This is a genomic window from Clostridioides sp. ES-S-0054-01 (assembly GCA_021561035.1).
Classification (GTDB): domain Bacteria; phylum Bacillota; class Clostridia; order Peptostreptococcales; family Peptostreptococcaceae; genus Clostridioides.
Genome location: CP067346.1, coordinates 1,145,902 through 1,168,498 on the forward strand (window position 1 = coordinate 1,145,902; position 22,597 = coordinate 1,168,498).

General features: G+C 29.0%; 22 protein-coding genes and 1 pseudogene. All 23 read left to right on the forward strand.

Features of this window, described 5'->3' with window-relative positions:
- Window positions 1-5: 5 nt before the first annotated feature.
- The 23 genes and pseudogenes from plsX (at window position 6) to spoIIIAD (ending at window position 22,536) form a co-directional block, all read left to right on the forward strand.
- Window positions 6-1,028 (forward strand): phosphate acyltransferase PlsX, encoded by a 1,023-nt coding sequence (gene plsX / locus JJC02_05575; GenBank protein UDN55644.1) that lies wholly within the window; start codon window positions 6-8, stop codon window positions 1,026-1,028.
- 25 nt (window positions 1,029-1,053) lie between these two features.
- Window positions 1,054-2,040, forward strand: coding sequence for a ketoacyl-ACP synthase III (locus JJC02_05580; protein ID UDN55645.1), 987 nt, complete (start codon window positions 1,054-1,056; stop codon window positions 2,038-2,040).
- Window positions 2,041-2,145: 105 nt separating this feature from the next.
- Window positions 2,146-3,075 (forward strand): enoyl-[acyl-carrier-protein] reductase FabK, encoded by a 930-nt coding sequence (fabK, locus tag JJC02_05585; protein ID UDN55646.1) that lies wholly within the window; start codon window positions 2,146-2,148, stop codon window positions 3,073-3,075.
- A gap of 15 nt (window positions 3,076-3,090) precedes the next feature.
- Window positions 3,091-4,041: an ACP S-malonyltransferase gene (fabD, locus tag JJC02_05590; protein ID UDN55647.1), complete on the forward strand. Its 951-nt coding sequence runs from the start codon at window positions 3,091-3,093 to the stop codon at window positions 4,039-4,041.
- Window positions 4,041-4,790: a 3-oxoacyl-[acyl-carrier-protein] reductase gene (gene fabG / locus JJC02_05595; protein UDN55648.1), complete on the forward strand. Its 750-nt coding sequence runs from the start codon at window positions 4,041-4,043 to the stop codon at window positions 4,788-4,790. The genes fabD and fabG overlap by 1 nt, the downstream gene beginning before the upstream one ends.
- A gap of 62 nt (window positions 4,791-4,852) precedes the next feature.
- Window positions 4,853-5,077, forward strand: coding sequence for an acyl carrier protein (acpP, locus tag JJC02_05600; protein ID UDN55649.1), 225 nt, complete (start codon window positions 4,853-4,855; stop codon window positions 5,075-5,077).
- A 28-nt stretch (window positions 5,078-5,105) separates the two neighbouring features.
- A complete protein-coding gene (fabF, locus tag JJC02_05605) occupies window positions 5,106-6,344 on the forward strand; it encodes a beta-ketoacyl-ACP synthase II (GenBank protein ID UDN55650.1) in 1,239 nt (412 codons plus the stop codon).
- Between the two features lie 214 nt (window positions 6,345-6,558).
- The gene (locus tag JJC02_05610; protein UDN55651.1) at window positions 6,559-8,277 is read left to right on the forward strand and encodes a GGDEF domain-containing protein; all 1,719 of its coding nucleotides are present in this window, start codon (window positions 6,559-6,561) and stop codon (window positions 8,275-8,277) included.
- A 30-nt stretch (window positions 8,278-8,307) separates the two neighbouring features.
- Window positions 8,308-10,308 (forward strand): sigma 54-interacting transcriptional regulator, encoded by a 2,001-nt coding sequence (locus JJC02_05615; protein ID UDN55652.1) that lies wholly within the window; start codon window positions 8,308-8,310, stop codon window positions 10,306-10,308.
- Between the two features lie 348 nt (window positions 10,309-10,656).
- Window positions 10,657-10,902, forward strand: a complete 246-nt coding sequence (locus JJC02_05620; protein UDN55653.1) for a TIGR03905 family TSCPD domain-containing protein — start codon at window positions 10,657-10,659, stop codon at window positions 10,900-10,902.
- Between the two features lie 35 nt (window positions 10,903-10,937).
- Entirely contained in the window at window positions 10,938-11,663 is a 726-nt protein-coding gene (locus tag JJC02_05625; protein UDN55654.1) for a gamma-glutamyl-gamma-aminobutyrate hydrolase family protein, read from the forward strand.
- Between the two features lie 21 nt (window positions 11,664-11,684).
- The gene (locus JJC02_05630) at window positions 11,685-12,998 is read left to right on the forward strand and encodes an amino acid permease (GenBank protein ID UDN55655.1); all 1,314 of its coding nucleotides are present in this window, start codon (window positions 11,685-11,687) and stop codon (window positions 12,996-12,998) included.
- Window positions 12,999-13,204: 206 nt separating this feature from the next.
- Window positions 13,205-13,744 (forward strand): GNAT family N-acetyltransferase, encoded by a 540-nt coding sequence (locus JJC02_05635; protein ID UDN55656.1) that lies wholly within the window; start codon window positions 13,205-13,207, stop codon window positions 13,742-13,744.
- An 88-nt stretch (window positions 13,745-13,832) separates the two neighbouring features.
- Window positions 13,833-15,818 carry a fructose-1,6-bisphosphatase gene (locus tag JJC02_05640; GenBank protein UDN55657.1) on the forward strand — a complete coding sequence of 662 codons (1,986 nt, stop codon included), beginning with the start codon at window positions 13,833-13,835 and terminating at the stop codon, window positions 15,816-15,818.
- Between the two features lie 589 nt (window positions 15,819-16,407).
- Window positions 16,408-16,548, forward strand: coding sequence for a hypothetical protein (locus JJC02_05645; protein UDN55658.1), 141 nt, complete (start codon window positions 16,408-16,410; stop codon window positions 16,546-16,548).
- Between the two features lie 67 nt (window positions 16,549-16,615).
- Window positions 16,616-16,699 (forward strand): annotated as a pseudogene (locus JJC02_05650) (accessory gene regulator B family protein).
- Between the two features lie 6 nt (window positions 16,700-16,705).
- Entirely contained in the window at window positions 16,706-16,933 is a 228-nt protein-coding gene (locus tag JJC02_05655) for a hypothetical protein (GenBank protein ID UDN55659.1), read from the forward strand.
- A gap of 151 nt (window positions 16,934-17,084) precedes the next feature.
- Complete coding sequence (locus JJC02_05660) at window positions 17,085-19,622, forward strand: ABC transporter permease (protein UDN56383.1); 2,538 nt, start codon at window positions 17,085-17,087, stop codon at window positions 19,620-19,622.
- Window positions 19,623-19,792: 170 nt separating this feature from the next.
- Entirely contained in the window at window positions 19,793-19,954 is a 162-nt protein-coding gene (locus tag JJC02_05665) for a hypothetical protein (GenBank protein UDN55660.1), read from the forward strand.
- Between the two features lie 486 nt (window positions 19,955-20,440).
- On the forward strand, window positions 20,441-21,409 hold the full coding sequence (gene spoIIIAA / locus JJC02_05670) for a stage III sporulation protein AA (protein ID UDN55661.1): 969 nt from the start codon (window positions 20,441-20,443) through the stop codon (window positions 21,407-21,409).
- Window positions 21,399-21,920: a stage III sporulation protein AB gene (locus tag JJC02_05675; GenBank protein UDN55662.1), complete on the forward strand. Its 522-nt coding sequence runs from the start codon at window positions 21,399-21,401 to the stop codon at window positions 21,918-21,920. Before spoIIIAA ends, JJC02_05675 begins: the two co-directional genes overlap by 11 nt.
- Before the next feature lie 16 nt (window positions 21,921-21,936).
- Window positions 21,937-22,134, forward strand: coding sequence for a stage III sporulation protein AC (gene spoIIIAC / locus JJC02_05680; protein ID UDN55663.1), 198 nt, complete (start codon window positions 21,937-21,939; stop codon window positions 22,132-22,134).
- 15 nt (window positions 22,135-22,149) lie between these two features.
- Window positions 22,150-22,536, forward strand: coding sequence for a stage III sporulation protein AD (spoIIIAD, locus tag JJC02_05685; protein ID UDN55664.1), 387 nt, complete (start codon window positions 22,150-22,152; stop codon window positions 22,534-22,536).
- The last annotated feature ends 61 nt before the right edge of the window (window positions 22,537-22,597 follow it).

Below are 22,597 nucleotides of genomic sequence, written 5' to 3' on the forward strand. Positions count from 1 at the left end.
AAATTATGAAAATAGTAATTGATGGAATGGGTGGAGATAATGCACCTAAATCTAATGTAGAAGGCGCAGTAAATGCTATAAAAGAATATCAAGTTGATTTAATAATCACAGGAGATAAAGATTTACTTGAAAAGGAATTTTCAAATTATGAATTTGATAGAAATAAATTAGAGATAGTTCATACTACTGAGATTATAGAAAATGAAGATAAACCAGTAAAGGCTATAAGAAGTAAAAAAGATTCTTCTATGGTAGTAGCATTAAACCTTGTAAAAGAAGGAAAGGCAGATGCTATAATATCAGCTGGAAATACAGGAGCCTTGCTTGCTGGTGGATTATTTGTTGTTGGTAGAATAAAAGGAATCGATAGACCTTGCTTATGTTCGGCAATACCAAATGTAAAGCGAGGAATGACACTTATAGCAGACTGTGGCGCAAATGCAGATTGTAAACCTAAGAATCTAGTTGAATTTGCAGCTATGAGTAATATTTATTCAAGAAAAGTTTTAGGTCTTGAAAATCCTAAGGTAGCATTGGCAAATGTTGGACTAGAGGAAGGCAAAGGCAATGATTTAGTTAAAAAGTCATATGAAGAAATTAAAAAATTAGATTTAAATTTTATAGGGAATGTAGAAGCTAGGGAAGTTATAAATGCATACACAGATATAATCATATGTGATGGATTTACAGGTAATATATTACTGAAATCTGCTGAAGGTGTAGCCCTTTCAGTTATGAGTCTTATAAAGGAAACTTTTATGGCCAGCACAAAAAGTAAAATAGGAGCATTGCTTATAAAGGATGATTTAAGAAAATTAAAGAGTTTTATAGATTATTCTGAGTATGGGGGAGCTCCACTTTTAGGTTTAAATGGAGGCGTTATAAAAGCTCATGGTAGTTCTGATGCTAAAGCTATAAAAAATGCCATAAATCAAGGAATAAAATTTTCAAAAGGAAAAGTCGTTGAAGATATTAATCAATTTATAAGCAAATATAATGAAAAAAATAAAAATAACGAAGATGAATAAACTCGTTTTGGAGGTTTAATATATAATGAATACAAAGGCTGGAATATTGGGAGTAGGAAGTTATCTACCTGAGCAATCATATGATAATTTTCACTTCGAAAAGATAATGGATACATCAGATGAGTGGATAAGTACTAGAACTGGTATTAAGGAAAGAAGATTTGCCAAGGAGTCTGAAGCAACTTCCGACCTAGCATCTAAAGCTGCCTTAAAAGCTATAGAATGTGCAAAGCTAAATGTAGAGGATATAGAGTTGATTATATTAGCGACAATTACTCCTGACATGTCTTTGCCTTCAACTGCATGTATAGTACAAGATGCAATAGGGGCAGTAAATGCTACTGCATTTGATATATCAGCAGCTTGTTCTGGATTTGTATATGGAGTAACTATTGCAAAGCAATTTGTGGAAACTGGTTGCTATAAAAATGTACTTGTAATAGGAGCAGAAACCTGTTCTAAGTTTTTAAACTATGATGATAGAACAACAGCAGTATTATTTGGAGATGGTGCTGGAGCAGCTGTTATTGGTCCTGTAAGTGAAGGTGGAATACTATCTACACATATGGGTTCTGATGGTAAAGGAAAAGATTGCTTAAAAGTACCTGCTGGGGGTTCAAGACTTAAAGCAAGTAAAGAGACTGTAGAAGCTAATCTACATACAATAGAAATGGCAGGTAGTGATGTGTTTAAATTTGCAGTTAGAAAGATGGCAGAAACTTCTTTAATAGCTCTTGAAAAAGCAAATTTAAATACAACTGATATAGACTATTTAGTACCACATCAAGCTAATATAAGAATCATACAAGCTTCTTCTAAAAGATTAGAACTTGATATGAAAAAAGTTTATGTAAATATAAACAAATATGGAAATATGTCTGCTGCATCTATCCCAGTAGCGTTAGATGAGGCTTATAGAGAAGGCAAAATTAAAAAGGGTGATAATGTAGTTTTAGTTGGCTTTGGTGGAGGTCTAACTTGGGGGGCTTCAGTTGTCAAGTGGACTTTATAGTATAAAATGTCTAAAATGCTTTAATCAACAAAATTAACTTTATATACGCAAAGTTGATTAATAATAAAAAGTTTACTTTTATGATTTCAAGTGAAGGAGAATTGTATGAATAAAATTTGCGAAATATTAAATATAAAATACCCAGTTATCCAAGGGGGAATGGCATGGGTAGCTACTGCATCATTAGCAAGTGCTGTATCTAATGCAGGAGGGCTTGGAGTAATAGCAGCAGGAAACGCACCAAAAGAAGCTATAAAGAAAGAAATTGTTGAATGCAAAAAATTAACAGATAAACCTTTTGGGGTAAATGTAATGCTTATGTCACCATTTGTTGATGATATAATTGATTTAATTATAGAAGAAAAAGTTCAAGTTATTACTACTGGTGCTGGAAACCCTGCAAAGTATATGGATAGATTAAAGGAAGCTGGAACAAAGGTTATTCCTGTAGTACCTACAATAGCTTTGGCGCAAAGAATGGAAAAACTAGGAGCTACAGCAGTAATAGCAGAAGGTACTGAAGGTGGAGGACATATAGGAGAACTTACTACTATGGTCTTAGTTCCACAAGTTGCTGATGCTGTAAACATACCTGTAATAGCTGCTGGAGGAATTGTAGATGGTAGAGGAATTGCTGCATCATTTGCATTAGGTGCTAGTGCAGTTCAAGTAGGAACTAGATTTATTTGTAGTGAAGAGTGTTCTGTACATTCAAACTATAAAAACTTAGTACTAAAAGCAAAAGATAGAGATGCTATTGTAACAGGAAGAAGTACTGGTCATCCAGTAAGAACATTAAAAAATAAATTATCAAAAGAATTTTTAAAGATGGAACAAAATGGAGCTACTCCTGAAGAGTTGGATAAAAAAGGTACAGGAGCTTTAAGATTTGCAACAGTAGATGGAGACATAGAAAAAGGTTCATTTATGGCAGGTCAAAGTGCTGCTATGGTAAAAGAAATAACACCTTGTAAAGAAATTATAGAAACTATGGTAAATCAAGCAAGAGAAATTATGCCAGCAATCAAACTGTAAATCAGGAGGAGCAAGATGGGAAAAGTTGCACTAGTATTTCCTGGTCAAGGAGCTCAATATGTGGGTATGGCCAAGGATTTATATGAAAATAATGATGTTGCTAAAAGTGTAATAGATGAGGCTAGTGATGCCTTAAAAATGGACTTAAAAAAACTTATGTTTAATGGGAATGAAGAAGAGCTTTCTAAAACTGAAAATACTCAACCTGCTATGGTTACACATAGTGTAGCAGTATTAAAAGCAGTACAAGCTCAAATAGATTTAAAATATAATGCATGCTTAGGATTATCTTTAGGAGAATATAGTGCATTGGTTGCAGCAGATGCAATTGACTTTAAGGATGCTGTATGTTTAGTAAAAAAAAGAGGTAAATTTATGCAGGAAACAGTTCCAACAGGTATTGGAGCTATGGCAGCAATTTTAGGTCTAGATAGAAGTGTACTTGAAAATGTAGTTAAGGATATACGAGGAGGTATTGTAGAAGTAGCAAATTACAATTCTCCTGGACAAATAGTTATATCTGGTGAAAATGAAAAGATAGAAGAAGCAATGGTAAAATGTAAAGAAGCAGGAGCAAAAAGAGCAGTTAAATTAAATGTAAGTGGACCTTTTCACTCATCGATGTTAAAAGAAGCAGGAGTAAAATTAGCTGGTGAGTTAGAAAAAGTTAACATAACTAAACCTAAAGTTGATGTGGTGGCAAATGTAAATGCAGATTACTATAAAAATGAAGGTAAAGACCTGCTTATAAAACAAGTAAGTTCATCTGTTCTTTGGGAAGATTCTATAGAAAGACTTTTAAATGATGGATATGATACTTTTATAGAAATGGGACCTGGAAAAACTTTAAAAGCGTTTATTAAGAAGATAGCTTCTAATAAAAAAGCAAATGTAAATATTTATAATATAGATGGCATAGATTCTCTTAATGAATTTGTACAAAATTATAGAAATGGAGAGATATAATGATAAATCTTACAGGACAAGTAGCAGTTGTTACTGGTGGGTCTCGAGGTATAGGGAAAGAAATAGCAAAAAAACTAGCATTTTTCGGGGCTGATATAGTAATCAACTATACTTCTAGAGAAGATGAAGCACTAAAAACTAAAAATGAAATAGAAGGCATGAATGTAAAATGTACTTCTATAAAATGTGATGTGTCTAAATCTGATGAAGTAAATCAAATGATAGATTCTGTTGTAAAAGAATTTGGAAAAGTTGATATATTGGTTAATAATGCAGGTATAACTAAAGATGGTTTGCTTATGAGAATGAAAGAAGAAGATTTTGATAGAGTTATAGATATAAACTTAAAAGGTGTGTTTAATTGTACAAAAGCAGTTACTAAGCCTATGATGAAAAAGAAGTATGGAAGAATAATAAATATGACTTCAGTAGTTGGAATTATGGGTAATGCAGGTCAAACTAATTATTGTGCATCAAAAGCAGGTGTAATTGGATTTACAAAAGCTTCTGCAAGAGAGTTAGCATCAAGAAACATAAATATAAATGCAGTAGCACCTGGATTTATAGAAACAGATATGACTAAAGTACTAAGTGATGACGTAAAAGAATCAACACTAGCAAACATACCAAAGAAATCTTATGGTAAACCAGAAGATGTAGCCAATGCTGTAGCATTTTTAGTTAGTGATATGTCAAGTTATATAACAGGACAAGTAATAAATGTAGATGGTGGAATGGTAATGCAATAATCAAAATAATAATTTAAAAAGTAGAGAAATCTATTAAAATAAAAAATCTTAGGAGGAACACAATGTTTAATAAAGTTGTAGAAATAATAATAGAGCAATTAGGAGTAGAAGATAAAGAAATAACTATGGAGACATCATTAATGAAGGATTTAGAAGCAGATTCATTAGATGCAGTAGAAATAATAATGGCACTTGAAGATGAATTTGGTATAGAAATACCAGATACAGAAGCAGAAAACTTCAAATCTATAGGTGATATAGTTAACTATATAGAAGCTAATAAATAGTCGAGCTTTAAAAAAGTGGAGGTATCCGATGAAGAGAAGAGTAGTGATAACGGGACTTGGATGTGTTACACCGTTGGGAACGGGAAAAGATGAGTTCTGGAGCAACATAAAATCTGGAGTATCTGGTATAGATACAATAACTAATTTTGATGCTAGCACATATCAAACTCAGATAGCAGGAGAAGTTAAAAATTTTCATCCAGAAGAATATATAAGCAAAAAAGAATTAAAGAGATTAGATAAATTTGCTCAATTTGCAGTAGTATCTGCAAAATTAGCAGTTGAAGATGCAAATCTTGATTTAGATAAAGTTGATAGAGAGCGTGTTGGTGTTATAATAGGCTCTGGAATAGGTGGAGTTGAAGCAATAGAAACTCAACATAAAATTCTTTTAGAAAAAGGAAATAAAAGAGTAAGTTCACTTTTTGTACCTATGATGATTGGAAATATGGCAGCTGGTCAAGTTTCAATATTTTTAGGAGCAAAAGGACCTAACACCAATGTATGTACAGCTTGTGCATCAGGAACTCATTCAATAGGTGATGCTTTTAAGGTAATACAAAGAGGCGATGCAGATATTATGGTATCAGGAGGTTCTGAAGCTGCTGTAACAGGTCTTGCTTTTGCTGGATTCTGTAATATGAAGGCTATGTCAACTAGAAATGATGACCCTAAAACTGCATCACGACCATTTGATAAAGACAGAGATGGTTTTGTAATGGGGGAAGGGGCAGGAATCGTTATCTTAGAAGACCTAGAACATGCTTTAGCAAGAGGTGCTAAAATATATGCAGAAGTAGTTGGATATGGTTTAACTGCTGATGCATATCATATGACAACTCCAGCTGAAAATGGAGAAGGAGCAGCTAGGTCTATGAATATGGCTTTGAAAGATGGAAATGTTCCATTAGAAGAAGTAGATTATATAAATGCTCATGGAACTTCAACTTATTACAATGATTTATACGAAACTATGGCTATAAAAACTGTATTTGGAGAAAAGGCATATGATTTATGTGTATCATCAACAAAATCTATGACGGGTCACTTATTAGGAGCATCCGGTGCTATAGAAGCTGTTGTTTGTGCGATGAGTATAGAAGATAGTTTTGTGCCTCCAACTATAAACATACAAGAAGTTGGTGAAGATTTGGATTTAGATTATGTTCCAAATCGAGGTAAAGAAAAAAATGTTAGATATGCACTATCAAATTCTTTAGGGTTTGGTGGGCATAATGCCACAATAGTACTAAAAAAATATGTATAAATATAAAATTAAAAGATAAGTACTTGTTTCAACTTTATGAATTTACATTGGCTTAAATTTAAAGTCTCCTAAATTATTTTAGGAGATTTTTTTGTTAAGATTTAATTCTAGCATATGTTGTAAATCATTTTGATATATTGTATTATTAATTATTAAGAGGTTATTTATATATGCAAGTTTTCATTTTACAATATACAAAAGGAGGACTAAAATTTTGAATTTTAGACTACCAAGGAAGAGGTTACCTAAAAAGTTAATTTTTATATGCATAATACTTATTAGTATTATTTTGTTTGTAAAGTATGACCAAAATGGACTGAAAGAAAGAGAAATTATAAATAAGGGAAAATCTATGTCTGAAAGTCTTGTGGCAGATAAGAAGTATGATGAAGCAAAAAAAGTGGTTAAGGCTTCTTTTGAATCTATCCCAGAAAAAAAATACAATAAAGTATATAATGAAGTTTGGGATATGTTAAAGACTATTTCATATATTCCAGATGGAACGAAGATAGTTATTGATTCTTTAGAAAAGATGAGAGAATCAGATGTAAAGTTATCTGATGAGTGTAGATTTAATATAGAAAAAAGATTAGCATCAGTTTATATAATGGATAATAATTATTCTAAAGCAGTAGATTTAACTGTAAAGTCTATAAAATTGGCTGAAAAATTGGGGGATAATTATGAAAAAGCAAGACTAGATGTTGATTTGGCGAGCATATTTTTAAAGGTAGGTAGCTATGAAACAGGAGAGAAATTAATAAAAGATTCTTTTAAGATAGATATTGATGAAGGTGAAAAAAATGGGATGGTTAGATTATATGCTCTTATAAATCTATCAGAAGTATACGTAGAGTTGGGAGAATATGATAAAGCTATTGAAACAGCTGATAGAGTAAAAGATTATAAAAAATTTGTAAATGCGGATGATTACAATGATTTTGAGATAATAGCTTCTATAATGCAGGCAAATGCATATGTAGGAAAAAATAATGTACAAAAGGCAAAGACTTTTTTAGAAAGAGCTGATTATCTTATAAAATCTGATAGAACAGTTCATATATTAGATAAAGATATGTATTATTATATGGCAATGGGAAATTTAGAGTATAAAAGCGAAAATTATGATTCTGCAATAGATAATTATAAAAAAAGCTTAGAGATATCCACCGAAAGAAAGTTAACTCAAGAGAAAATAAAAAATTTAAATAAGATATTAAATATATATGAAAAACAAGGAAATGTAAAATCTTTAAATAAGTATCAAAAGATGTTAATAAATGAATATAAAGAGAACAAAAGTATAAGAGATTCAGAGACTAGTTTCTATATAATTGATAAAGTATCAAATGAAAGTGAGTTATTTGAAAAAACTAAAAAAGAAATGAAATATTATAAAATATTATTTACAGTAATTTTAATTGCTATATTAGGGTCTACTTTTTTATATAATAGACTGAATTATTTTAAAACACAAAACTTACATGATGGGCTTACAAATATTTATAATAGAAAAAGTTTTGATATTATGTATAAAAAGTACAGAGAGAAAGATGATAATTTTGCACTTGTAATGATAGATATTGACAATTTTAAACTCATAAATGATAATTATGGTCATAAATTTGGTGATATTGTTATAAAAGGTATAACAAATACTATTTGTGCTATGTTGGAGAAAGGAGACAAAATCTTTAGGTATGGAGGAGAAGAGTTTTCTGTGTTAATAAGAAATAAGTCTGGAGAAGAGGTAGTAGATATCATTGACAATATAAGGATTGAAATTGCTAATAAAAAATGGAATGAAGATGTGACTGTGACTATAAGTGCAGGTGTAGCTCATATTTCGGATAGCAAAAATATACTAGAAGAAGCTGACAAAAATCTATATAAAGCAAAACAACTGGGTAGGAATAAAGTGGTATATAAGTAATTGTATGCTGTATAAATAAGAGGTATAAATATGAAACAATCAATAGCTATAGTAACTGATAAAATAACCAAATTGTCATCTTTTTTAGAAGAAAATATACGCTTGGTTTTAGGTGATTATATTGATATAAACCATTATTATTTAGAAAATTTAAAAGAGGATGATAAAATACAAGGTGATTTTGTATTAGTAATGAATGATGATAGGTTAAATAGCATGAGAAAGCATTTAGTACAAGATAGTAAGATTATAGTGGTAAGGAGAACTCTTAAGGAAAATGAAATATATGGATTATTTTCAATACCCAATGGAACAGAGGTATTGGTTGTAAATGATACAAAAGAAACTACCTTAGAAACGATAAGCTTATTTTACAAGATAGGAGTAAAAAATTTAAAGTTTACTCCCTATATTGAAGGAAAAATTTATAAAAATATAGATATAGCTATAACGCCTGGAGTAAAAGAAAAAGTACCAAGTTATATAAATAAAGTAATTGACCTTGGTAATAGATATATTGATATATCTACTTTTATAGAAATAATAAATGGTCTTAGAATTGATGTTAAAGAAATACGTAAAAACTTAATGGCATATTCTGAGAGCTTAATAAGCCTAGATAATGGAGTTAAAGATAATTATAGACAATTGTTTCTAAAAATAGAAGAACAAGATGTTATATTAAATCTATCCAAAGATGGAATAATATTTACTTCAGCAGATGGTGTTATAAACACGTTTAATAAAGAAGCTTTAAAAATTTTAGGTATAAATGAGAATCCACAAGGTAAAAACATAGAAGAAGTTATTTCTAAAGATTTAAACATTCTACTTGGAGACAAAGAAATAATTGATGAAGTCGTATTTACAAATAAAAAATATATAAATGTAAATAAAAAAAGTATTTTTTCTATGGGAAATAAAGCTGGTGTATATTATAATCTACAAGAAATAACGTATATAAAAAAATTAGAACAAAACCTTACTAATAAATTAAGAGAACAAGGGCAAATAGCAAAATATACATTTAAAGATATAAAAACTAAAAATAAAAATATGATAAAGTGTATAGAATTGGCTAAAAAAATATCTAAATCAGACCTTTCTGTGTTAATAATAGGAGAAAGTGGTACTGGTAAAGAATTGTTATCACAATCAATTCATAATGCTTCTAATAGAAGAAATCAACCATTTATAGCAGTCAATTGTGCAGCAGTTCCAGATAGTCTATTAGAAAGTCAACTATTTGGATATGAGAAAGGTTCTTTTACAGGAGCTTTAAGAGAAGGAAAGAAGGGCTTATTTGAACTTGCTAACAATGGAACTATATTTTTAGATGAAATTGGAGATATGCCTCCATTATTACAGACAAAGTTACTAAGAGTACTCCAAGAGAAGCAAGTTATGCCTGTAGGCTCTCATAATATTATAAATATAGATGTTAGGATAATAGCAGCAACAAACAAAAATTTACCTAAGATGATTAGAGAAGGAAAATTTAGAGAAGATTTGTATTATAGACTAAATGTATTGCCAATAGATGTACCATCACTAAGTAATCGAAGAGAAGATATAATAACACTTATGAATTTCTTTTTGAAAAATAATATAAGACTTTCACCTGAGGTTATAACTGTTTTAGAAAAATATAATTGGCCAGGAAATATAAGAGAGTTGCAAAACGTTGCTTCTTATGTAAGTCTAATGTGTGACAGTATGGTTTTTAGAGATGACTTGCCACCATATATAAAGGTAGAATGTGCTACTAATTATGAAGATGGATTTGGCTATACAAAAAAAGAATTTGAGGAAATACTAAGGATTCTATATGAAAGAAGGGAGTCATCTTCTGGAATTGGAAGAGGATTTATAATCGAAAAACTTTTGGAGGAAGGGATTGAGATTTCTGAAAGTAAAGTTAGAAAGGTGCTATCTTATTTGAGTGAATGTGGATATATATCATCTAAATCTGGTAGGTGTGGAAGTCAAATAACTTCAGAGGGTATAAAACTTTATAATAGCATAAATTAAATTAAGTATACAGATATTGAAATGATATATTCTGAATATATATACTTAAATAATAGATTTTTACATCTGTAGAATTTGATTTGTATTATGTCAGAAAGAATATTCTATATTTAAGATTAAATATTAATAGGTTTTAAAAATAGGATTAGATAGGTAATAGGTTAAAATAAAATAACCCATTACCTATTTTTTTTGTAAGAAAAGTGCAAATAGAATTAAAAATAAAAAATACAATTAATAAAACTGCTGAAAATACTAAATAAATAATAAATAAAAATAATTATAAATTTTGGCATGTATATTGCTATTTATAAAGATAAGACGACAAAATAATTGGGAGGTTTAATTATGAAATACAAAACAACAGGGACTTGTGCTACAGAAATTGAATTTGAGGTAAAGGAAAATAAAGTTACAAATGTAAACTTCATAGGTGGATGTGATGGAAATTTAAAAGGGATAAAGGTATTAGTTGAAGGTATGAATATAGAAGATGTAATTCAAAAGTTAAAAGGAATAGAGTGTAAAACAAAGCCAACATCTTGCCCAGACCAGCTTTCTCTAGCATTGGAAAATTATATAAATATAAAATAAATACATAAAACAATCGATTAGTTAGGAGTTTAATTATGAAACCAATAATAGGGATTTTAGGAAATTTAATAATAATGGAAAATGGTATGTTTCCAGGTCTTGAAAGGTCATATGTAAATAATGATTATATAAATGCAGTACTAAAAGGTGGAGGTAGCCCAGTCATCATTCCAGTAAATACAGATAAAGAAGTTATAAGAAAACAGATTGAGATGGTTGATGGAGTCTTAATATCTGGAGGATGGGATGTCAATCCTCAGTTATATGGAGAAGAAATAAGAGAAGAAACGACATTTATATATCCAGAAGTGGATGAATTTGATTTAATTGCAATAAGTATAGCATTAGAACTTAAAAAGCCTATATTAGGTATATGTAGGGGACTACAAATTTTAAATGTAAGTTTAGGAGGAACTTTATATCAAGATAATAATCTTATAGAAGGAAGTTATATAAAACATACACAATCTTCCAAAAGACATGTAGCTACTCATAAAGTAGATGTTAAAGAAGGAAGCATTTTAGAAGGAATCTTAGGAAAACAATTACTTACAAATAGTTATCATCATCAAAGTATCAATCAACTTGGAAAAGGATTAAAAGCCATAGCATACTCAAAAGATGGTATAATAGAAGCTATTGAAAAAGAGAATGAAAATTTTGTAGTAGGAATACAGTGGCATCCAGAAATGATGGTAGATTACTGTAATAAAATGGAAAATTTATTTAAATATTTTATAAGTATTTGTTCGAATTTATAATATACCTTGGGGGGATTGAGCATGAATGAAAAGAATAAAATGGGATTGATAAGTATTATACTTTTAGGTATTAATGCAGTAGTAGGAGCTGGAGTTTTCCTATTACCAGGAGATGCAATGAAAGCATTTGGTGTAGCAAGTATATTTGTATACATGTTTGATATGTTATTAGTTTTATCTATGGCATTCTGTTTTGCTGAGGTGGCAGGTAAATTTAACAAAAACGGTGCTGCCTATGTATATACTAAGGAAGCTTTTGGAGATTTTTGTGGTTTTGAAGTAGGTCTTATGAAATGGGTAATAGGATGTATCTCCTGGGGAGCTTTGATAGTAGGTTTTCCTACATCATTATCAGCAGTATGGGCTCCAGCAGGTGACCCATATATACAAAAAATTATAATTGTAGCCATGATAGTTGGACTTACAATTATAAACTTATTAGGTGTATCTCTATCAAAAATTGTACAAAATGTTATAACTGTAGGTAAACTAATTCCATTAATATTATTTATAGGAATAGGAATATTTTTTATAAAAGGAGTTAATTTTACTACTTCAACAATGGTACCTCCAGGAGCTGGAGCAACAGAGTTTGGAGCAGCAGCACTTTTAATGTTTTATTCATTTACAGGGTTTGAATCTATAGCAGTTGCAGCAGAAGATATGGAAAATCCCAAAAAGAATATACCAATAGCAATTATAAGTGTAATAGTAATTGCATCAATAATATATATATTAAATCAAGTTGTATGTGTTGGTATACTAGGAGATTCATTATCTAATACATCTACACCAGTTGCAGATGCTGCAAGAATATGTTTTGGAAATATGGGTGCTGGATTGGTTACTTTTGGAACATTGGTTTCTGTTGGTGGAATTTGTATGTGTGGTGCTTTCGTAAATCCAAGAAGTTGTGTGGCTTTAGCTGATGATAAAATGTTACCAAGAATATTTGCAAGAAAAGATAAAAAAGGTACACCATATGTAGCGATAATAGCTACTATGCTAATCACTATACCAATAGCTTTATCTGGAAGCTTTGCTGAATTAGCAGCGATAAGTGCAGTTGCTAGATTTATACAGTATATACCAACATCGTTATCAGTATTAGTATTTAGAAAGAAAAGACCAGAATTAGTAGGTACTTTTAAAACTCCTTTTGGAGCAGTAATCCCTCTAATTGCAGTATGTGTTGGTACATGGTTATTGTTCCAAGCATCTATGCATCAGTTAATTATGGGATTAGGAGCTTTAGCAATCGGAGTACCATTATACTTTATAATGAAGTCTTATAATAGAAAGGTTTATGGTGAAGATTTAAAGAAAATAGTTTAATTATATTATAATAGTTTATTAAGCTAAAGTTAAATATTGGCAGAAAATTAAATACAAATAAGTACATATAAGGTTATATTAAAATATTATTAGTTTTTTATTTTAGTATAGCCTTATATTGTTATTAATACATGAAAAATATTGTAACAACATAAAAACAATAGTATCATGTTTATAGATAAAAAAACTTATTAGGAGGTAAATTTATGCCAACAATAACATTAAAAAATGGTGTAGACGTGATTATTAGAGAAGGAGTAAAAGAAGATGCTCAAAGTATTATAAATTTTTATAATGAAGTAGGTGGAGAAACTCATTTTCTCTCATTTGGGAAGAATGAATATAAAATATCTTTGGAGGAACAAGAAAATGCTATAGAAGCAGCAAAAGCGTCTGATAATTCAATAAAATTGATTGCATTTATAGAAGGTGAAATAGTTGGTATTGCGACGATTGATTCTAATCAAAAAGCGAAAGGAAAGCATGTCGGAGTATTAGGAATTGTTGTAAAAGAAAAATATTGGGGCATTGGATTAGGTAAGAGGCTTATGTTAGACCTTATAGAATGGTGTAAATCAAATGGAATAACTAAGAAAATAACTCTTGTCACTAATGAAGAAAATTATAATGCTATAGAATTATACAAAAAAGTTGGATTTGAAGTAGAGAGTATACTAAAAAAAGAATGTTATTATAATGGTATTTATACTAATTTAATAGGAATGTCACTTTTATTGGGAATATAATTAGTGTATATTTTATCTCGGAAAAAGTATATTAAGTATGGTATAATTAAAAAAGAATATAACTTAATATAATTTTGGAGGACGAATTATGAAAAATCTGTGTAAAATATCAGATGATTATTTAAACAGCAAGCTTAAGTATTTAAAGTTATTGTCAAAACAATATCCAAGTATATCAAAAGCAAGTACAGAAATAATAAATTTAGAGGCTATATTAAATCTTCCAAAGGGAACAGAACATTTTATAACAGATGTACATGGTGAATATGAACCATTTGTCCATGTATTAAAAAATGGTTCTGGTGTAATAAAGAGAAAAATAGAAGAATTGTTTTCAAATACAATAAGAGACAGTGAAAAAAAAATGTTAGCAACTCTTGTATATTATCCTGAACAAAAACTAGATTTAATAATTAAGCAAGAGGAAAATATAGATGATTTTTATAGAATAAATATTTATAGGCTTATAGAACTTTGTAAGTATGCTTCTAGCAAATATACTAGGTCTAAAGTCAGAAAGCTTTTACCAGAAAATTTTAAATACATAATAGAAGAACTTTTGCACGAGCATGTTAAAAGTGAGCATAAAGAAGAGTACTATAAAAGTATAGTTGAAACAGTAGTTGATATAGGAATAGCTAAAGAGTTTATAATTGCTATTTCTACAGTTATACAAAAATTAGTTGTGGATAGACTGCATGTAATAGGAGACATTTATGATAGAGGTCCAAGACCAGATATAATTGTCGACAAGCTTATTGAGCATCATTGTGTAGATATTCAATGGGGAAATCATGATATATTATGGATGGGTGCAGCATCAGGTGAAAAAACTTGTATAGCAAATGCACTTAGGATATCAGCTAGATATGCGAATTTAGACATTGTAGAAGACATATATGGAATAAATCTATTGCCTTTAGCCACTTTTGCTATAGAGATGTATAAAGATGACCCTTGTAAAGAATTTATTCCAAAGATTAATGACCAAAGTGTAACAACAACAGAAAAATCTTTAATGGCGAAAATGCATAAAGCAATAAGTATAATTCAATTTAAGCTTGAAGGTGAAGTTATAAGACGAAGACCTGAGTTTGAGATGGAACATAGACTTTTGCTCAACATGATAAATTATGATGAAGGTACGATTACTTTAAAAGGGAAAACATATAAATTAAAAGATACCTATTTGCCTACAATAGACAAAAAAGACCCATATAAATTAACAATAGAAGAAAAAAACGTTATGGATAAATTAGTATCTTCATTTAGAGGCAGTGAAAAATTACAAAAACATGTTTCATTTTTATTTTCTAAAGGAAGTATATATTTAAAAGCAAACTCAAATTTACTGATTCATGGATGTGTACCATTAAATGAAGATGGAAGTTTTATGTCTATGAATATAATGGGAAAAGAGTATAAAGGTAAAGCTCTTATGGATAAAATGGAATCTCTAGCAAGAGAAGGGTTTTTCTTTAAAGATAAAGCAGAAGAAAAACTATATGGTATGGATATTATGTGGTATTTGTGGACTGGAAAATGTTCATCATTATTTGGAAAAGATGATATGACTACATTTGAAAGGTATTTTATAGCAGAAAAAGAGACTCATAAAGAAAATAAGAATCCATATTTTAAGCTTAGAGAAAATGAGATGGCTTGTGAAAAAATATTTGAAGAATTTGATTTAGAACTTGATGAATCACATATAATAAATGGTCATGTTCCTGTGGAAAGTAAAAATGGGGAGAGTCCAATAAAAGCTAATGGTAAAATTCTCGTTATAGATGGTGGTTTTTCTAGAGCTTACCAAAAAACTACTGGTATAGCTGGATACACTTTGATATACAATTCTAGAACCTTACAATTAGTATCACATGAACCATTTAATTCTGCAGAAGAAGCCATTGCAAATGAAAGCGATATTTTATCTACAACCGTTGTAGTAGAGCATAAAACAGAGAGAAAAATGGTGAGGGATACTGATGAAGGAGTAAAAATACAAGAAGAAATAGAAGATTTAAAACTACTTTTGATGGCTTATAAGAAAGGTATGATAAAAGAAATGTAGATATTATAGGAGGTTTTCGTTCGAGACTGTAAGTAGGTTTGTGTAAATACAAACTTACCTATAGTCTTTTTTGAATGTAAAATTGGTAAGATTGGAATAATATTCATATTAAACTTTTGGAGGTAAAGAAATGGAAGAATTATATGGTATTGACGTATCTCCTGCAATGATATCTAAGATAAAAGAAGTTAAAAGATTAAATAAGAAACTTAAAAAACTTCAAAGGTAAGTTTCAAGGAAATGTGATATGTTAAAAAGTGGTAATACCTTTCAAAAAGGTGAAAAACTTATAAAAACTTAAAATATCATAAAGGTTGAAACGCAGATAAAACTTGTCTATAAAAAACTTTCTGATATTAAATTAAATCATATACACCAAACTACTAATACAATAGTGAAAACCAAGCCTTGTAGAGTAGTAGTAGAAAATTTAAATGTAAGAGGTTTATTAAAACATAAACACTTGTCTAAATCAATTTTACAATGTAAACCCAGTTGGGTATCCAAAATGACCAGTTGGAGAGATTATGTTGAATAATAGAATAAGGTGTGTTATTTTTTAAGTATAGAAGGTTTGGAGGCGATTTATATGACCGAATCTTGTGTTAATAAGATAACATCCTTTTTAATTTGTAATAAAACAGTAAACGAAAAGGAATATGATTTATACTTATATGGATTTAAAACATTAATAGCATTTATAGTTAATATAATTGTTATATTATTATAGGATATATACTAAATCGATTTAAGGAAACTGCATTATTTTTATATGACACTGTCCAATACGATAATTTACAGGTGGATATCATGCAGATAATTACAAAAAATGTTTATTATCATTTATTTCAATCTATTTAGTTAATGTGTATTTGATATAGGAATTAATGAGTAAAAAAGCAGACTATCATAGTTATATCGTTAATGGTTTAGATGAGACGAATACTATGGAAAAATTAACAATTAGCGCAATAGCTGGTAAGGTTGAAATTGAAGAGGTTGAGGTACAAGTAGATTCATGTAGATATAATCCAAGTGCAGAAACTTACTACTGTTATACAGATTGTGAACCAATAGATGGTAGACCATCGCCATTTGGATTAACAGCGTATTAAGAATTAGATAAAAAGTAAGAGTAACTTTATGTGACAGAGTTTTGAAGCAGGAAATCTATATTTTTTATATGAGATTTACTGATTTAATACTTTTTAATAAATATAGGGGAGAATGATTATGAATAATACATGGAAACTAGCAGTTTCTTACATGAAAAAACAAAAAGGAAAAACAATAGCACTATTATCATGTATAGTTCTTGCTGTGATGCTTATTTTCTCAATGAGTGTGATTAGGAATTCTGGATATGATTCTCAAATAACAGAGGCGAAGGATTTACAGGGTGACTATCACGTAGAGTTTAAGGAGTTAGATAAGGATAAAGTACAGAATCTTATAAATGAAAATGATATATCAAAGTCGAATACCTCAAAAGAACTATGTGAAATAGTCGATAAAAAAAGCGGCGTTAAGCTTGATTTAAATTCATTTGACAAAAAATTTATAAATTTTTTGAGATATAAGATAGATGGAAGAGAACCAATAAAAGATGGAGAAATAGTAATAGAAAAAGAGGCTACAAATCAGATGGGAATATCTGCTCCATTAAATAAAAGTATAGACTTAATGCTTTTGAACAAGTACTTAGATGACAATGGAATTAATCAGATAGACAGTGCAAATAAAACATTCAAAATCGTTGGTTTGATAGAAAAACCAGCTAAATATTATGACACATCTAGCTATGGTTCCATATTTAGAGCCTTTGTGTATAATGACTCTAAGTTACCAATAAAAGTAAACGATACATATACTGGAACAATATATCTTAAGTCAGAGAAAAATGTATCTCAATTTATAACTAAAATGACAAAAAAGCTAGATACTAATCTATCTAAGTTGCATGAAAATGGGGAGGTTGATTTAGCAAAACATCAAAGACAAACTTCAAAATTTAGTAAAGAAAATATTATAAACTCAGTCCTTTTAGTTTTTGTATCAACTATTGTGATATACAATATATTTAATATTATTTTTCAGGATATGACTAGTCAAATAGGTCTTATGAGATCTATTGGTATGTCAAATAAAAAAGTAAAAAGCATGCTTATTACTATGGGCTTTATTTATATAATTTTAGGAACCCTAATAGGAATAGTATTTGGAATGATTTTTTCATATGTTGGGTTAAGAGTAGTGTATGGATACAGTTCGGTACTAACAATACAAATATCTAGTATAATATGTTCTTTTGTAGTTTCAATCATATCAGTATCTCTTTCTAGTTTTATAGTAATTAAAAAGTCTATGAAAATGTCTATAATCGAAGCTATAATGACAAGTGAAAAGTATGAGAGAAAATCAAAAAACAAAAATAAAAAGAGAGATGAAAAAAGTAAAAATTTACTTATAAGTATAGCAACTAGAAATATATGGAGAAATAAACCTAGAACAATATTGACAATATTAGCAATTACTTTTATTGGAACAATGTTTATATTAAATTTAGGTACTAAAAGTTTTGTAAAATCCAATATGGCAGAAGGAATAACAGGTGGTTCCTGGTCGATGTCATATGGAAGTGTGGATAAAACTATTGAGGGTTATTCTGGAAATTCAGAATCTTTATTTTATAAATTAGACAATAATTTAATACAAAAAGTAAATGATACAAAAGGAGTAAGGTATGTAGAACCACATTTTTATAATCATCGTGCCCATATTTTGCTTTCTAAAGATAAGTTGTCAAAAGCATATCAAGACGAATTGGACAGAAAGAAATCCTCTTATCAAGATGAATATATCAATGAATATCCACTTTTAATAAGAGGATATAGCGATGATATGTTAAAGCAACGACAAGGATTTATTGAAAAAGGTAAAAATATACTAAGTCCTATATATGGTGAGTATAAGAAAGTAATCTTAGTTAACAATACAAATTCGCAAGTTACACATTCTTTTGCTACAAAGGTGATTGATGATGTGAAAATAGGAGATATTATAGAAATAAAACTACCTGTATATAGAGATGGAATTGAAAAATATGAAAACTTCAAGGTGGAGGTTAGCGCTATCATGAAAGAATCATATGCAGCAGGTCAGGATGGGAATACACAAGCTCAAGGGGCTCAAATAATATTTAGAGAAAATGATTATAAAGAATTAACAGGTCAAAAAGAGTACAATAAACTTTTTATAACAGCTGAAAAAGGACAGTTATATTCTGTAGAAAGAAGAGTAGAAGAATTAACCAAGAATTATGGAGCTACAGAAATCAATGGAAAAGGTGAAGAACTAAAACTTATGGGAGCTCAACAAAGTTCAGAAGAAAGGCTTTCTATAATATATCAGATTTTGATTCTATTAATACTTTCAGTGAATATCATTTTCATTATGAGAAGTAATATTATTGCAAGAAGAAAAGAGTTGGCAACCTTAAGAGCAATTGGTATGAGTACAAAAGGTATTAAAAAAATTCTAATTATTGAAAGTCAACTATATGGAATTATAGCTTCTATAATCGGATCTGTGATTGCAACAGTTAATTACAATTATAATATAGTAAATCTAAATAAATCTCTTTTAGAAGGTGGATATACTAGGACAGCAGAACTCAATATTCCTTGGACTCAAATAATTATACTATTTGCAATTTTTGTTGCTATGGGATTTATTTCTGTATATATATCGAAAGATAAAATTGAAGGAGAATCTATTGTTGAGTGTTTTTCACAAAATGATTAAGCATAACTATATAAAATAAAATGTAGAGCAAAAATGACTGATAAAAAAATGATTGATAATATAAAAATAGAGTTTAAAGTTGAAGATTTACTGATAAGCAAAAGATTATTTGGATACTAATGAGATTATGAGATATATCTCAGAAAATAATAACAGAAAATATAAGTAACTTGCTAGAGAATAAAACCGTTATTGTTATATCCCATAGATTATCTACTATAAAAAATGCAGATAAAATATATGTTATAGACAAAGGTAGAGTTATTGAATCAGGTAATCATGAGGAACTTATATTAAATGAAAATACATATTATAGTTTAGTAAATGAGTAAAGACATAGTTTAACATTAGCTTAAAGGGGGTGTTGCAAAATGATTAAAATTAATCATGAGTGACAGCTCTTTTTTTGACATGAATTTTTTAAAAGGCAAAAGCACAGGTTAGTTTACAGTCTCAATTTATTACTTATAATCAAATATTATTTGAAAAATGGTATTTTTATACCTTTATTTGTCATGCATAATTTTACTTAGAACATAAATTTTATATAAAATAATTAAAAATACACCTATTAAGATAAGTAAAAAAGAGCTCTCACAGAACAAATTTAATTTGCTCATGTGACAGCCCCTTTTTATTGAGTAATATATTATAAAGATTAATAATAGTAATTTAACAGAACCTACTTACTAAATGAATCCTAAATAAATAGATTTACTTTTTTTATTGATAAACATTATTTAAAAAATATATATGTTTTGGTAATATTCCTTGTCCTTTATAAATAGAATTATATAAACAAAGGAGGAGGACAAGAAATGAATAAACTTTCTGATGAAATAATAAACTCTCTTTCTACAACTATAAGAGAAAAGGTAGAAAAAATCTCAAACAATAATCTAAACATAGAAGAAATTAGGTTACGCTCAGAAAAACCATTGATACTAAATGCAAACTCTAAAGATTATTTTTACAATCAAAAAACTATGACCCTTGATTTAAATCAACAAAACTCATATATAGTAACAAGAGAAGATGTAGAGCAAACTTTTCAAATAATATGTAAATATTCAATACATTCATTTATGGACGATATAAAAAAAGGATTTATAACTTTGAGAGGTGGTCATAGAGTAGGATTAGTTGGAAAAGTAATAGTAGAAGATGGACAAGTCAAAAACATAAAGCATATATCATCTTTAAATATAAGAGTATCAAGGGAAATTATTGGATGCTCTAATAAGATTTTAAGTCATATCATAAAGGGAAAAAATCAGATTAATAATACATTGATAATATCACCACCTCAATGTGGAAAAACAACTTTAATAAGGGATATAGTAAGAAATTTAAGTAATGGTAATGAGGATTATGGATTTAAAGGTTTGAAAGTAGCTCTGGTAGATGAGCGTAATGAGATAGCAGGTGCTTATCTAGGTGTTCCACAAATGGATGTTGGAATAAGGACTGATATAATAGAAACTTGCCCAAAAGACTTGGGTATTACGATGCTTTTAAGGTCTATGTCGCCAAATGTTATTGTGACAGATGAGATTGGAAGTGAAAAAGAAATAAAGGCATTATACACAGCATTAAATGGAGGGATAGGATTAATAACTACTGTGCATGGGGATTCAATAGATGATATACAAAATAGAAAAGAGTTAAGTAGACTTCTAGATAAAGAATTATTTAAAAAAGTTATAATTCTTTCTGCAAAAAGAGGAGCAGGAACGATTGAGAAAATTTATGATTTAGAAGAAAAGAGATGGTATTTTGCAAATTAAAATAATTATTATAGCTCTTTTAATAGGAAGTAGTTATTTAATAGGTGAACATATATACAAAACTTATACTCGTAGACATAAACAATTAAACGATTTAATAAGAGTTTTAGAAATTTTGAGGATGGATTTATCTTTCGGGCTTTATACATTAGAAGAAATTTTTAATAGAATAGGTGGAAATAAAGAGTTTTGTTTTTGGAAATTTTTCTATCAAATATCAGAAGGGCTTCACAATGAACAAAGTAAAACTTTGGAAATGATAATATCAGAAAATATTGATGTCTTAAATAAAGAAACTTATCTAGGTAATAGAGAAATCGAGGAACTGAAAAATCTAATACTTACTTTAGGGAAAAGTGATATAGAGTCACAACAAAGAATGATAGATTTATCTATAGAAAATTTGAAAAAACAAACCTATGAGACAAAGGAAGATATAAACAAAAAAGGCGTATTGTATAAAAAATTAGTGACGTTTATAGGTATAGGTATATGTATTATATTGATTTAATATGGGGAGGTTTATTATGGAAATATCATTGATATTAAAGGTTGCAGGTGTCGGTATTCTAATATCAGTATTGAATATGATATTGGAAAAAACAGATAGAAAAGATTGGGCAGGTCTTACTACATTAGCAGGTGTAATAATCGTATTGGGCATGGTAATAACAGAAATAAGTGATTTGTTTAATACTGTAAGAACAATGTTTCAACTTTACTAAAGAGGAGGGAGTAATTTGGAAATAATGCAATTAATAGGAATTGCAATCATTTCAACTACACTCTGTTTAGTAATTAAAAAAGATAGACCAGAGATAGCAAATTTCATAGCAATAATAACTGGAGTAATAATACTACTATCAGTTATGTTTAAGCTAAATTTCATAGTAGATAGTATACAAGATTTAGCTAATAAGGCTAATATCCCGACTATGTATATATCATTAATAATAAAATTAATTGGGATAGCATACTTAATGGAATTTGCGATACAACTTTGTAAAGATTGTGGGGAAGGAAACATTGCTTCAAAACTAGAGTTTGGAGGTAAGATAATAGTTATGTCAATGTCTTTCCCTATACTTTTATCCATTGTAGAAATGGTGGTAAACATAATTCCATAGTTGTATATCTTGGAATGACTATGGGTATATTAGAGAGCTTTAGTTGTATTGAGGTTTATAG